Genomic DNA, 13778 nt, shown 5'->3' with positions numbered 1-13778 from the left:
TTTATATCGTGAATTTTACAACGTAAATCAAATAAGGAGAATCAAATGAAAAAAGAAAAAAAACGCTTTTCAATGCGTAAAAAATTAATGATTATTTTTGGTGCTTTAATTTTTATATCGGGATTGGCACTTGCTGTTTTAGGAGTACGCGTTGCTCGCAAAGCCGTGACAGAAAAAGTTGAAGCACACTTAAAAGATAAGGCTTCTGACACTGCATCTATTATTGACGGCAGGATAACGGCTGTGTTCCAATTTTTAGAAGGTCTTGCACGAATGCCCATATTTTCTGATGAAGCTGTTTTATATGTTGAAAAGTCAAAACAACTTAACAAAGAAATAAAATTTATAGATTTTTTATATGATGCGGCTATCGCAGATATAAACGGAAATATGTATACGGAAGACAACAGAGTTATAAATATACATAGTGCCGATTGGTTTAAAATGAGTATTGATGGAAAAAATTTTTTAACGGAACCGTTTATTTCTGTTGTTGATAATAAATTAATTATGACTATTTCCGTTCCGTTATATGGTCATACCCGTAATATTATAGGTGTTTTAGCAGCCGCTATTCCTGCACAAAAACTTTCTGATGATATTGACGATATTGTTGTAGGAGATACCGGGTACTGTTATGTATTGGGCTTAGAGGGAACTATTATTGCACATAAAAATTCCGAAATTGTTCAAAAACAAGAAAATTATCAAAAGATAGCAAAAACCGATAAAAGATTTAGCTCTCTTGCAGCGTTTGAAAAAATGGCGGTAGATATTGATGAGCCGTCAATCGGATTTTATGAATACGATGGAATTAAAAAGATTGCTTCTTATGCTAAGATGAAAACTACCGACTGGACTATTATAATAAATGCTCCTGTAGAAGAATTTATGGACACGGTAGATGACTTAAGAAGCCGAATGATGGTTATGGGTATAATAATTTTGGTAATTGCTTTATCCATAACTTTTTTTGTTGCCCGTAGAATGGTAAAACCTATAAATGTCGTAGTGAATGCCCTCAAAGACATAGCTCAAGGAGAAGGCGATTTGACAGTTCGTCTTCCGCTCGTTGGAAATGATGAAATTACGGATTTATCCGAATACTTTAATCAAACTATTTCTAAAATCGGCTCTTCCATAAAAACTGTAGGCGATAACAGTATTGAAATGACCAATATCGGTAGTGAACTTGCTAGTAATATGACTGAAACTGCCGGTGCCATACAGCAAATAACAGCCAACATTGATGGTGTAAAACAACAAGCCATAACCCAAGCCGCAAGTGTTACGGAAACTGCGGCTACTGTTGAAGAAATCATCCGCACAATAAAGCAGCTTAATTCCAGTATCGAAAATCAAGCTGCAAGTGTTGCAGAATCTTCTTCTGCCGTTGAACAAATGGTTGGAAACATTGCTTCCATAACTCAAACACTCGATAAAACAAATGATGTGATTAAAACCCTTGCAAGTGCTACAGCTGACGGAAAAAATACAATTGTTACTTCTAATGAGGTAACTCAAAAAGTTGCTGAAGAATCAGGAAGTCTTTTGGAAGCTTCTAATGTAATTCAGCATATCGCAAGCCAAACAAACTTACTTGCTATGAACGCCGCCATTGAAGCTGCCCACGCAGGAGAGGCAGGAAAAGGCTTTGCGGTTGTTGCTGATGAAATTAGAAAACTTGCAGAAGAATCAAGTACTCAAGGAAAAACCATCACTTCAACTCTTAAAATTCTCTCTGGAGAAATTGAAACGCTTTCTGCTTCTGCAAAAACGGCGGAAGAAAAATTTAACATTATTTTTAATTTGTCTGATCAAGTCAAGATAATGAGTCAAAATTTGATAAATGCTATGCGGGAGCAAGAAAACGGCAGTAAAGAAGTTCTTACCGCTATTCGCGACATCAATATGGTTACTACTCAAGTAAATGACGGTTCTGCCGAGATGCTCAAGGGAGGAGAAACTGTAGCCGGTGAAATGAGAAAGCTGGATGAACTTACACGAATTATAACTGACAGTATGAACGAAATGGCTTCTGGTGCCGTACAAATCACCAACGCTGTACAAGATGTAAACAATATAAGCCAAAAGAATAAACTCAGTATTGAAAACCTTTCGGCAGAAGTAGGAAAGTTTAAGGTGTGATGAAAAAGACATTTATAAAAAGCCTGACAGGAAGGTATAAAACAAAGATACTAACTCACCATATTGACCTAACTGTCAAGGCAATTCAAGTTTCTATAGAAGAAACTCGATCTTCCGTTCCGCTGCCCAAAAAAGAAGACAAAAATGAAAAGGAACTTATATCAACAGATTGACATATTCACATAAAAGGCCTATACTCACACTTGCATCCCGAATTGCGTTAGACGCACGCAAAAGGAGAGGAGTTATGGTAATTCGTATGAATATGTACCAGTCGCTCGGCTTTGCAATCGCTTGGTTGCTGGTCGGACGATTCATTAAGGCGAAGTTCGAGTTTTTTCAAAAGTATTGTATACCTGCCCCGATAGTGGGCGGCTTTTTGTTTGCGCTGATTTCGTTAGCACTTCACGCAGCAAAGGTACTCGACTTCGAATTTGACACAACCCTGCAAACCTATTGGATGGTAATGTTTTTTACCTCTGTGGGCTACAATGCAGGGTTTTCGATTTTAAGAGACGGCGGGAAAAAAGTTTTTGTCTTTTTGGCTGTGGCTGTAGTTTTTGCAATTTTGCAAAATGTTGTAGCTCAAGGAGTTGCAAGGCTGATAAACTTTTCTCCGATGCTCGCCGTCATGCTGGGTTCAACATCCTTTACGGGCGGTTTCGGTACAGCGGCCTCCTTTGCACCGATTGTTGATCCCGAAAGCACCTTGGGAGCCTTATCCCTCGCAGTAGCCGTTCCCACCTTCGGCTCTTTGATAAGCTCCATCTTAGGCGGCCCGGTCGGAGACCGCCTGATAAAAAAATACGGCTTACAGCCTTCAAATGCCAATGAAAGCGTAAGGATCGATGAATCGGGTAATATTATAAAAACAACAAAAGTCGTTAAAAAAATAGAAGCCGTTCATCCGAGCTTTATAAAAAGGCTTTTCTTTAACCCTACAAAAGGCAGAGAAGAAGCTCAAGAAGTCGTAACCGTTCAAGAAGAAGTTATCCACAAAGCTTCCGCAAAAGGTGAAGTCGATAACTCGACAACCAGCTCCGAAAAGCATCTTAGCAGTGAAAAGCTGTTAATGTCATTTATGCTTTTAGTTCTGGCCTCAGGTTTTGGTCTTTTTGTTACCAATTATCTTAATTCTTTGTCGCCCAAATTTAAATTCCCTATTTATATCGGGGCGATGATTTGTGCTGCCGTTATCAGAAACATTGCAGATACTTCAAAAAAATTCAAGATTAATATGGATGAAATTGATGCACTCGGAAATATTTCTTTGAATATGTTTTTGGCTCTCGCCCTTGTTTCGTTAAAACTTTGGCAGCTTGTAAGTTTGGCTGTTCCTCTGATGATTATTTTAAGCGCTCAAATCGTTCTTTTGTATTTTTACACACGCTTTGTTACCTTTAAGGTTATGGGCGGAGATTACGATGCCGCAGTTATTACGGCGGGACACATCGGTTTCGGTTTTGCCGCAACCCCTAACGCCATGGCTAATATGGGCTCTATATGCGAAAAATACGGCTATTCAAAGATAGCCTTCTTTGTCGTTCCTATAGTCGGCTCCTTATTTATTGATTTTTTCAATATAATGATAATTGGTATTACCATAGGCTTGGCCGGCTAGTTTACGCTTTTTAGCAATCTTTAAGATTTTTTAAAGCGGTTTAAAATTATGCCGGCGGTTCGGTCTTTTGTTATAAGCAAAAGACCGGCCCCAAGCCCCGCAAAAATAATAAAAGAAATAAAAAGCGGAACTCCCTGTCCGATAAGCTTTCCGAATGAAGTAAACGGAGAATAAATCTTATCTTTCAAAAAATAAAGCGGAATTGAAGCAATAATCGAAAAGGCAAATATTTTCATTATAAATAAAAGAGCCGGAAAGATGAGTCTTTTTACATCCAGGGCATTGTTATTTTTTAAGAAGAATAAAAGGATGACCGTGTTTATAAATGAAGCTATTGTCAGGGCGAGGGCTACTCCGTTTCCGCCCATGGGACCTACCAAGATGAGGGCAAGCAGGATATTTACGGCAAAGCAGATTATTCCTGCGATTGTCGGCGACTTTGAATCGCTTTGGGCATAAAAAGCCGGTGCGATGATTCTGTTTGCAGCGATTGCAAAAAGTCCGATTATGTGAAAGTTAAAAATTCCCAATGTTAATTTTACCGAAGTATCATCGAATTTATTGCTCTTATAAATGAGGATAATTAAATTTTCTCCCGATAAAAGGGAGAAAAAGGTTGCCGGTATTGTGATTAGGGCTATCACCTTTATTGCCTGCAATAATACTGTTTGAAAGGCTTCCCAATCTTTGCGTAAGGCCAGAGCCGACATTTCAGGGAGAATTACCGTGCCTATCGAAACTGCGAAGATTCCGAGTAAAAGCTCTTGCAAGCGCAAAGAGTATTGTAAGCTCGAAGCTATTCCAAGCCCTGCCGAGGTTGCAAGCGAGGTGGAAACCAAGTCGTTTATCTGATAGGCGGCCATGCCGATTATGGTAGGGCCGATAAGGGCAAGCACTTTTTTTGTTCCCGGATTTGAAAGGGTTTTTGCAAGGCTTGTGAATTTAAAACTAAAGCCTGTCTTTAGAACAAAGGGAAGCTGAAAAACAGCCTGAACAAGACCTCCTGCAACAACACCGTAGGACATTGCAACAGCAGGATCTCCGAAGGGTTTTGCAAAAAGATATGTTGAACTTATGACGATTATGTTGAACAAAATAGGCGTAAAACCTGAGGGGGCAAAAATCTTTACTCCGTTTAAGATGCCTTGAAAAAAAGCTGCAACGGAAATTAAAAATAAATACGGAAACATTATCCGCGTTAAAAAAACGGTAGAATCATAATCTGCGATGTTTTCAAAAAAGATTTTTACTATCAGGGGAGAGAGCACAATGCCCAGTATTACAACAACGGCAGTTGCAAAGCTTACAAGGGTAAAAATAGAACTTAAAAACTCGTTTATTTCTGTCTTTGTGCTTTCGGATTCTTCCGCATCCTTGTGCTTTTTCAGGTAGGCATTAAAGGTCGGAATAAAAGCAACGGTTATGCTGTTTTCGGCAAAGAGCCTCCTAAATAGGTTGGGCAGCATAAAGGCTGTAGCAAAGGCATCCGCCAAGGGCCCCGTTCCCAAAAAATGAGACATCGTCATCTGGCGGACAAGCCCTAAAATTCTTGACCCAAAAACCAAAAGAGAAAGTTTTGATCCGCTTTTTACGAGAGATTTGTTTTTATTTTCAACCTTATCCATAACAATCAAAGATTATACAGGCTTAGGGTGTGTAATGCAAGGGCGGTGGAAAGATAGGTTTTGTTATTCATTTTTAAAGTGTTCATTTATTATTTTTTGTAAGTTAATTACCGATTCAATATCTCCTTCCAAAAAAAATTTAAAAGTGTTTTCTGTTGACACAAAATAAAATCGACATTTACTTGCTTTCTCAATATTTTCATTTATTTTTTTCATTAATTCTTGTAGTTTAAAATCTTTGCTATACGGGTAGCATAAGATTGAAAAAATTTCAGGCTTTTCAATGTAATCTTTTTTTAAAAATTCTTCTAATCTCCGTTTTTCATCAGTATTTTTTTTATCGAGAAAACTTTTATCCGAAAAGAGCGGTTCAAGATCTTTTTCGGTAAAACGCCATTGAGAGCCTATTTTTTTCCTGTAAGTTTTCCTCCTTTTAACAAAAGCATCAGCACCAATATCGATATGATAAGAAAAACTCTTTTTAAATTCATCTCAACGGTTTTTGCCCAAAAACTTAGCCGAAAAGGTGCTACAACGCTGTCATGGCCGACACAAGGGCTAAAGCAGCCATAGACATAAAAAATGCTTATAGGCTTTATTCATAATAAATGATTTTTGTAGACTGTCAATATGATTTTCGTGAATTTTACGGAAACGATTGTTTCATATAGTCTAGTGTTTGAGGGCATAAAAAACTAAGGTTGTAGTAGCCTATTTCATGTTCTATTAAACGATTTTCTTATAGTATCATTGGATCTTTAAATAGTTCCGCCATTTTTGAATGTTGACTTGCAAGTGTTTCGTAGTCGACGAAATTTACAAGAGGTTTTATTGGTCTGTAAATTGACCGGCTAATTTTGTCATCAAATTCATTCTTGCGTTTCTTGTCCGCAACAATGCAAAATCTTGCTCTGAAATCTTGCAGTTCAAAAAATTTATTCAAAGAATTAATTATGTTTGTAGAATGTTCAACTTCATAGAATGCAGTCGGCATTTCACGCTCATTGAACCATATTGTATCAATTGTTTTAGCTCTGTTTGTAATTTTTGGATATGTAAATTCAGGAATATCAGTCATTGTTGATACTTGGCCAAGTTTCTTATCAAGAAATAATTTATTTTTATCTTGTGCAGGAACATATGTTTTCAGATTTTTCATGTTTCCAATATCTACAATCAAACCTTGATAATATGAGTGCGTAAAAGTTTCAATCCGGTCTTTTTCATTTTCCTTGATTTGAAATTTTTTCAAAACTGACTCACGATAATTAGCTAGTGCCCAAAGTCCAGGTTGAATTTTAAAAAACTCATCGCGTCTTTGTAAATAGCAACGGATACTTTCAAACGGTGTTTTTGTTTTCCAAGTGCGTGTATCAACATTTTGATTGAGATAAGCAAGCGTTGCATATCCTCCATTTTTTTGCATTGTTTCGATTATATCATCAACTTGCGTATGCTTTTTTGCCATATTCAAAACCACCCAATAAAATATAGCACAAAATTATTAAAATTTATACTACCCTATGACTGATAATTACCAAATTCCCATCAATCGACAATCCCCTCTTTCTATGCTATAATACCCGATAGAGTAAGCTGAGCTGCATGATAAAAAGATTTTGTTTGTACGGGTTTTTAAAAAATAGCAAGATCGGATCTATCTAATATTTTCCATACCATATTGTTTGTTACTGCAATTCTTCATCATCTGGAACTTCCTAAAATTTTTTGTTATAATATCCGTCATGCAAATAAGCTTAGAAAATATAAAGAATAAAAAAGTAACCGTTATGGGCTTAGGGCTCAACGGCGGCGGGGTTGCGGCTGCCCGATTTTTTGCCCGGTACGGAGCCGAGGTTACCGTAACCGATTTAAAAACTTCTGAAGAGCTAAGACCTTCAATCGAAAAATTATCCTCCTTTGCAAATATAAGATTTGTGCTCGGAGAACACAGAATAGAAGATTTTAAAGAGGCCGATCTTGTTATTAAAAACCCCGGTGTAAAACTTGAAGGGAATGTTTTTTTGGAAGCTGCAAAACAAATAGAATCGGATATTTCCGTTTTTCTCGCTATTTCAAAGGCTCCGATTTTGGCAGTAACGGGGAGCAAGGGAAAGTCCTCCACGGTAAGCGCCCTTTATTACGGGCTTAAAAAATTAGGGTACAATGCTTTTTTGGGCGGGAACATTACGGTCAGCCCTTTAAGTTTTTTTGAAGAAACTGCGCAGAATACTCCCGTGGTGCTGGAGCTTTCCAGCTGGCAGCTTGCCGATTTAAAAACCAAGGGTCTTCTTAAACCAAAGGCTGCGATTATTACGCCCATAATGCCCGATCACTTAAATTGGTACGGCACAATGGAAAAATATGTTGCCGACAAAAAAATCATCTATGAAAATATGGATGAAGCGGATTATCTAATCTGTAACTTTGATGACGGGTGGGGTAAAATTTTTGCAGAAGAAACAAGAGCAAATGTTTTTTGGTACAGCGAGAAAAATTTGCCTGAAGAATGCCGAGGCGTTTTTTTTAATAACCGGCAAGAAGGCGTCTGCAATTTAAATGATGAAGAAAGGCTATTACTTTCAAAAGATGCAAAAGTTCCCGGGCTTAAACTTAAACAAAATGTTTTGAATGCTGGTCTCGCTCTTTTGCTTTACCAAAAATTTCATCAGGCAGAAAATTTAAAAGAAAAAGGAATAAAAGATCAATCCGAGATTATCCGTAAATTTATGGACGAGTATTCGGGAATTGAGCATCGCTTGGAATTCTTTTATGAAAAAAACGGAATAAAATTTTATAACGATACGGCGGCAACAATTCCTGAAGCTTCTGCCGCTGCCATAGAAGCTTTTGATAAACCGCCGATCTTAATTTGCGGCGGAACAAATAAAAATTTAAATTTTATTCCGCTTGCCGAAAAAGCAAAGCTGACTAAAAGCATCTATCTTCTTGCAGGCACAGGAACGGATCTTTTAATTCCTTTACTTAAAGAAAAATCGGTTGAATATAAAGGCCCCTTTGACGGTTTGGATTCTCTTTTGCTTTCATTAAAAGAAAATTTGGAAGCGGGCGACATTGTAATCCTGTCGCCGGGAGCTGCCTCCTTCGGTATGTTCAAAAACGAATTCGACCGCGGCAATAAATTTAAAGAAAAGGTAAAAGAAATATTTTGCCGATAACTTCAATTAAAGCTTGATACCGATAAAAAAACATACTATAATAAGCTGTGGAGGAATTTATGAAAAAAGCTCTTATTTTTATTGTTTTATTAATGTTGGTAAAGACTTCACCTCTTTTTGCATGTACAGGTTTTGTTGCAGGAAAAAATGCTACTGCAGACGGAAGCCGCATTATAGCAAGAACGGAAGATTTGGAAGGAGCAAAAAATAAGCTTTTTAAGGTTTATCCCCGTAAAGAAAATAAAGAAGCTCTTATTTTTGAAGATCCGTCAGGTTTTAAAATAGCGCTTCCGAAAATAAGTTATAAGTACACAGCAATCTGCGATGCCGACCAAGGCGGAGGAATCTATGATGCCGCAGGCTTTAACGAATACGGGCTTGCAATGAGTGCTACAGTTTCGGCCAATCCCGGAGCTTCAGCCCAAAAGTACGACCCCCTTGTTTCAGGCGGAATATCTGAGGCCTCTATTACTACCGTTGTTCTCCCTTATGCAAAAACTGCGCGTGAAGCTGTTGAACGGACAGCCTCCATAATAGATAAATACGGATCAGCTGAAGGAAATATTTTATTCTTTGCAGATGACAAAGAAATATGGTATATGGAAATTTTATCCGGCCATCAGTATGCGGCAGTCAAGGTTCCCGATGATTCTTATGCAGTTATACCCAACCATTTTTTATTGGGCTATGTTGATGTAAACAGCCCGGATGTAATTGCTTCTAGGAATTTAATTTCTCTTCCGCAGCAAAAAGGATTTTATGAAGAATATGAGGGAAAATTCCATGTTGCCCTTACCTATGCCGATGAGATAGGCGATTATGAAAGAGATAGAATATGGGGCGGCCAAAATAAACTTTCGCCTTCAAAAAAAGTAGAACATGGCCAAGATGTTTTTTCGCTTTGGAGAAAACCGGATAAAAAAATCGGTATAAAGGATGTTATGGAATTACAAAGATACCGCTATGAGGGAACTGAGCTGGATGCCAATGTCGAGGATGACATACGCCCGATCGGAGATCCTACTTCAATGGAATGTCACATTCTTCAACTAAAGCCGAATCTTCCCAAGGCTGTGGGCGGTATAATTTGGCTTGCAATGGCTAACGCCGAACATTCGGTGTACCTTCCGTTCCATGGAAATATAAATGATACAATTTCTTCTTACAAGGTAGATGACGGAGAATTTAATCCCGATTCTTTTTATTGGACAATGAGGGCTATCAACGTTTTTTCTGCACTCGATCGAGAAAAATTCGGCAAGAATATAAGAAAGCTCTGGAGCTCATATGAAGATAAACTTATCAAAGAGCAGTACAAAAAAGATAAGGAACTTACAAGGACATATCAAAAAAACGGAGCGAAAGCTGCTTCCGAATACGCAACCCGTATCGGCAATGAAACCGCCTCCGAAATCTTTGAAAAAGCAAAAAAAATTTACAAGGAACTTCTTACCTATATGGCTGCCGATGAAGGAAACAAAAGAGAAGAGCCTTTTAAGCCTTCTTTTAAATAACTACTCAATAATAGTTTAAGGAGTATTTTGTATGGGAGGAAAGAAAAAATTGATTTTATTGATAACAGCTCTTGTGCTGCTTATCTTTTTTATTGTGCCGATGGGCATTGCTTACTTTATGTATAAAGATATTTTTTCTGAAAGGTATACAACTGCTTCTCATATGAAACGGCAGATAGAAGAATTTGAAGGTTTGAAACTAAAGCAATATTTTTTTACTTCAAATAAAGGACAAAAACTTACTGCGTATAAATATTATAAAGAAGATAGCAATTATAAGGGGCTTATAATAATAGCTCACGGTTTGGGCGGCGGCGGACATAACTCCTATATGGATGTTGCCGATTATTTTAAAAAAAACTTGGACAAAAAGCGATTTTTTGAACTTGATAAAAAACTGATGGATAAAATAGTTACCTTCTATGATGAGAATTAAATACTTATCACAGCGGCGTTTTTATCTTCAATCTTTTCATGGGTAACGGCAATAATAATTTTATCGGTTATTTGCAAAAGGTTGTGCTCTATTTTTTTGTAAATTTCGCGTTCTACGTTTTTAAAAGGCTCATCCAATATGATAAGGCTCTTTGATAAATCAAGGTTTCGGGCAAGGTTAAGCCTTCGGGTTTCACCTCCCGAAATGCTTTTTTCATCTAATCCTCCTTTTTTATGCAAAGTATTTGCAAGGGGTAAGGCGCAGACAAGATCAAGTTCTTTTTGTTTTTCTGCAATGGGAGCAAAAAGATTTTCTTCTATGGTTCCATTAATAATAAAATTTTCTTGAGGAATATATGAAATTTCATTGATAAGCTCATCTTCAGTATAAGAATTGATATCTTTACCGTTAATAAAAATAGAATTGTCAGGGGCAGGTAATTCTTTTGTAATAAGTTTTATGAGGGTTGACTTTCCCTTTCCGCTTTCGGCCTGCAAATAGTAAAACCCGTTTTTAAGCGATATGTTAAAATCGGTAAAAACATGATTATCCCCATAAGAAAAATTAAGATTTTTTATTTCTATGGAAGTGAGGGGATTTTTAGGTATCTTAGTTTCTGAAAGAGGGTTTTTAATTTCAAAATATTTTTTATCCAAAATTAAAAGGCCTGAACGGATCGAAATAATATTATAGAATAAATTTTCAAAACTGCTTGAAATAAGTGCATTTAAACCGAGTACGGCAGCAAGCGAGCCGAGTGTCGTTTTTCCTTTTAAAATAAAATAGAATAAGAAGATAATCATCAAAACGCTTATAACAAGGTCGGGGAAATTCACAATATCCAAAAGCAAGTCTCTATTTGCATTATACTTATAGCGGTAGTTTTCATAATTTTCAAATTCTTTTTTTGTGCGTTTTACAAAATATTTTTTTGCACGGTTAATAAAAATCGTAAAATGCCCCGTTAAAATATCTTGAATGTAATTATAATAACCTGATCGTTTTTCTATAAATGTATTTGAAAGTTCATCAAGTTTCGGATCGATTTTTTTAAACATTAAAAATGAACAAGACATTGAAACAAAACAAAAAATAATAAACGGCGGAAAAATAAAATACATCGTTACAAGACCAAACATAATTGCATTTATATTATAAAGACTATCCATTAGATTACAAATTGCTTCAGATGAAAAATAATCACAAGAGTTTATAAAAAGTTCATAGTATTTTGTTTTATCCTGATGATGCTCAATTCTGTTTTCGCAAGCCATATAATGCGCAATATTGTTTCTAAGTATCAATCTGCAATCTTTTCGCAGTTTAGTTTCGGCTAAGTTTTCTATAAATATTATTAGTCCTGCAAGAAAACCGAATGCGGCAAATATAAAAACATATTCAATTTTTCCGTTTCCTTCAATAGTTTTATCAATAGTAATTTGTAAGATTTTTGATGAATAAGTATCTAAAAATGCCGTTATTGCAACCAGTACAAAGGTTATACTAAATAGAAATTTATTTTTCTTTAATAGTTTTAACATTTAATTTTCCTTCCTCCAGATTAAATATATAATCAAATTTTTCGGTATCAATTTCACGATGAGAAATTTCAATATATGTCAATTCCTTGTCATCCAAAAATTTGTTTTGAATAAATTTATAATTTTCAAAGTCAAGACCTGCAAAGGTTTCATCCATAATTATATTTTTATATGAACCTGCAAAAACTCGAGCTAAGGCGGTGCGTTCTTTTTCTCCTCCAGATATTTGCATTCCGTCAGTATCTAACGCAGTTATATCGTTATCATAAAATTTTTCAAGCCGTGCAAATTCATAAGGTTCTTTTTGTTTTTTATCTCCAAAGAAAATATTATCTTCAATCGACGTTTTAAAAAGATGAAAACTTTGATTGATAAAATAAAACGGCGGATATTCGTTGTCTGAAGTTTCCTTGCCGTTAAAATACATTTTACCTGTATCGGGTTTTAATAAATTTAAGGCAAGTTTGATCAAAGTAGATTTTCCGCTGCCGCTTTTTCCCGTTAATAGTATTTTATCGCCCTTGTTGATTTGTAAGTTTATATTTTTTAAAACGGAAATATTTTCTCCGTCTTTTGTATTATATGAAAACGAAATATCTTTGAATTTAAGCGTCTGAAACTCCTCCGCCGATAAAATTTTATTTTTTTTACTTTTTATGATTCCGTCTATTTTTCCTTTGCTTGTTTTTCCGTAACGCACTTCAATAAAAAGATTAAGCAACCCTTCAAGTTTTTGCGAAAAAATATTCATATATAAAATTGTAGAGCTCAACATACCTATTGTTATTTTGTTTTTTGTAAATAAAAAAATTGCAAATGCTAATCCGGCTGTCGCTAAAAACATTGAAGTTAAAATCATTATCCATTCAAAAATCGTTTTCTTAATTTCTATTTTGCAGCTTTGATTTTCAAATTTATTATTTGCACTTACTTGACGGGTAAAAAGCAAATTTCTTTTTCCGTTTAGAATATAAAACGGCAGACCTTTTTGATTTTCGCTTGTTTTGGCGTTATATTCTTCTTGTAGAGTAATTTCTTTAGAAGAGATTTTATCGATGTGAGGCTCAATGATTTTTGTAACTAGTTTACCGATTATAAAAGACGAGAGCATAATAATCGGTAAACTAAAATGGAATGATACCAAAACAAAGACCGTCAACAAAATTCCTACAAAACTTGAAGCGATATTAATGCGTCCAAGTAAATATGAGGTTTGTATTTTAGGTATTTGATCTTTAAATGCGGTAAAATAATAATCCGTTCCATGGTTTAAAAAATCTTCAGGAGGAATGTCAAAAATAGCGTCTGAAAGATTTTGACTATAAAAAAGAGCAAATTTCTTGCGCATAAAAAATACGCCTCGTTGACATAGGTGATGAATGACTACAAAAATTATTTCAAGCAGAGCATAGAATATAATGAGTTTAATTTTTTCAGGCGAAGGATCGTTTGTAAATTTATCAATAGCGAACCCAAAAAAATACAAAATACCTGTTGACACTGCCGTTTGGATGGTTTTAAGAATAAAAATTAATATGAAGTACATTTTTGTCTCCTGTTTTATATACACCATATCTTCTGTAAATCAGTAACATACTTATTATATATATATATATATATATTATGCAATAGGTAAAGCAAATTAACCCTGAAATACGAGCTGAGTATTCTAAAAAACATCTGAACAAAAAACAATTTTTTGAAAATTGATAAA

Annotated in this window: 10 protein-coding genes; 6 read left to right on the top strand and 4 right to left on the bottom strand. The window is 35.6% G+C overall.

Features of this window, described 5'->3' with window-relative positions:
* The first annotated feature begins 45 nt into the window (after positions 1-45).
* The 3 genes from E4O07_RS11480 to E4O07_RS11470 all read left to right on the top strand — a co-directional run bounded on the left by E4O07_RS11480 (position 46) and on the right by E4O07_RS11470 (position 3769).
* Positions 46-2148, top strand: a complete 2103-nt coding sequence (locus E4O07_RS11480; RefSeq protein ID WP_253685954.1) for a methyl-accepting chemotaxis protein — start codon at positions 46-48, stop codon at positions 2146-2148.
* On the top strand, positions 2148-2321 hold the full coding sequence (locus E4O07_RS11475; RefSeq protein ID WP_253685952.1) for a hypothetical protein: 174 nt from the start codon (positions 2148-2150) through the stop codon (positions 2319-2321). The genes E4O07_RS11480 and E4O07_RS11475 overlap by 1 nt, the downstream gene beginning before the upstream one ends.
* 74 nt (positions 2322-2395) lie before the next feature.
* Positions 2396-3769: a sodium/glutamate symporter gene (locus tag E4O07_RS11470; protein WP_253685950.1), complete on the top strand. Its 1374-nt coding sequence runs from the start codon at positions 2396-2398 to the stop codon at positions 3767-3769.
* A gap of 20 nt (positions 3770-3789) precedes the next feature.
* On the opposite strand, the gene murJ is transcribed toward E4O07_RS11470, so the two are convergent.
* Positions 3790-5394, bottom strand: a complete 1605-nt coding sequence (gene murJ, locus E4O07_RS11465; protein ID WP_253685948.1) for a murein biosynthesis integral membrane protein MurJ — start codon at positions 5392-5394, stop codon at positions 3790-3792.
* A 739-nt stretch (positions 5395-6133) separates the two neighbouring features.
* Positions 6134-6862, bottom strand: a complete 729-nt coding sequence (locus E4O07_RS11460) for a hypothetical protein (protein ID WP_253685946.1) — start codon at positions 6860-6862, stop codon at positions 6134-6136.
* Between the two features lie 277 nt (positions 6863-7139).
* On the opposite strand from E4O07_RS11460, the gene murD reads away from it, so the two are divergent.
* Genes murD through E4O07_RS11445 form a run of 3 tightly spaced genes read left to right on the top strand, consistent with a single transcriptional unit; the run spans position 7140 to position 10523 of the window.
* Positions 7140-8573 carry a UDP-N-acetylmuramoyl-L-alanine--D-glutamate ligase gene (gene murD, locus E4O07_RS11455; protein WP_253685944.1) on the top strand — a complete coding sequence of 478 codons (1434 nt, stop codon included), beginning with the start codon at positions 7140-7142 and terminating at the stop codon, positions 8571-8573.
* A 59-nt stretch (positions 8574-8632) separates the two neighbouring features.
* Positions 8633-10087 carry a C69 family dipeptidase gene (locus E4O07_RS11450; protein ID WP_253685942.1) on the top strand — a complete coding sequence of 485 codons (1455 nt, stop codon included), beginning with the start codon at positions 8633-8635 and terminating at the stop codon, positions 10085-10087.
* 31 nt (positions 10088-10118) lie between these two features.
* On the top strand, positions 10119-10523 hold the full coding sequence (locus tag E4O07_RS11445; protein ID WP_253685940.1) for a hypothetical protein: 405 nt from the start codon (positions 10119-10121) through the stop codon (positions 10521-10523).
* Here the strand turns inward: E4O07_RS11445 and E4O07_RS11440 are convergent.
* Both E4O07_RS11440 and E4O07_RS11435 read right to left on the bottom strand, forming a co-directional pair.
* Positions 10520-12064, bottom strand: coding sequence for an ATP-binding cassette domain-containing protein (locus E4O07_RS11440; protein WP_253685938.1), 1545 nt, complete (start codon positions 12062-12064; stop codon positions 10520-10522). The two genes, E4O07_RS11445 and E4O07_RS11440, sit on opposite strands and share 4 nt — an antisense overlap.
* A complete protein-coding gene (locus E4O07_RS11435; RefSeq protein WP_253685936.1) occupies positions 12039-13610 on the bottom strand; it encodes an ATP-binding cassette domain-containing protein in 1572 nt (523 codons plus the stop codon). The genes E4O07_RS11440 and E4O07_RS11435 overlap by 26 nt, the downstream gene beginning before the upstream one ends.
* Positions 13611-13778 lie beyond the last annotated feature (168 nt).

It is taken from the genome of Treponema sp. OMZ 798, from assembly GCF_024181385.1.
Classification (GTDB): domain Bacteria; phylum Spirochaetota; class Spirochaetia; order Treponematales; family Treponemataceae; genus Treponema_B.
Note: the sequence above shows the minus strand (reverse complement) of the source record. Positions and strands in the feature narration are given on the sequence as shown.

Coding starts and splice junctions, on each gene's coding strand:
- E4O07_RS11440 (WP_253685938.1), bottom strand. CDS start 12,064: ATGTTAAAACTATTAAAGAAAAATAAATTTCTATTTAGTATAACCTTT.
- E4O07_RS11480 (WP_253685954.1), top strand. CDS start 46: ATGAAAAAAGAAAAAAAACGCTTTTCAATGCGTAAAAAATTAATGATT.
- E4O07_RS11450 (WP_253685942.1), top strand. CDS start 8,633: ATGAAAAAAGCTCTTATTTTTATTGTTTTATTAATGTTGGTAAAGACT.
- murJ (WP_253685948.1), bottom strand. CDS start 5,394: ATGGATAAGGTTGAAAATAAAAACAAATCTCTCGTAAAAAGCGGATCA.
- E4O07_RS11445 (WP_253685940.1), top strand. CDS start 10,119: ATGGGAGGAAAGAAAAAATTGATTTTATTGATAACAGCTCTTGTGCTG.
- E4O07_RS11435 (WP_253685936.1), bottom strand. CDS start 13,610: ATGTACTTCATATTAATTTTTATTCTTAAAACCATCCAAACGGCAGTG.
- murD (WP_253685944.1), top strand. CDS start 7,140: ATGCAAATAAGCTTAGAAAATATAAAGAATAAAAAAGTAACCGTTATG.
- E4O07_RS11475 (WP_253685952.1), top strand. CDS start 2,148: ATGAAAAAGACATTTATAAAAAGCCTGACAGGAAGGTATAAAACAAAG.
- E4O07_RS11470 (WP_253685950.1), top strand. CDS start 2,396: ATGGTAATTCGTATGAATATGTACCAGTCGCTCGGCTTTGCAATCGCT.
- E4O07_RS11460 (WP_253685946.1), bottom strand. CDS start 6,862: ATGGCAAAAAAGCATACGCAAGTTGATGATATAATCGAAACAATGCAA.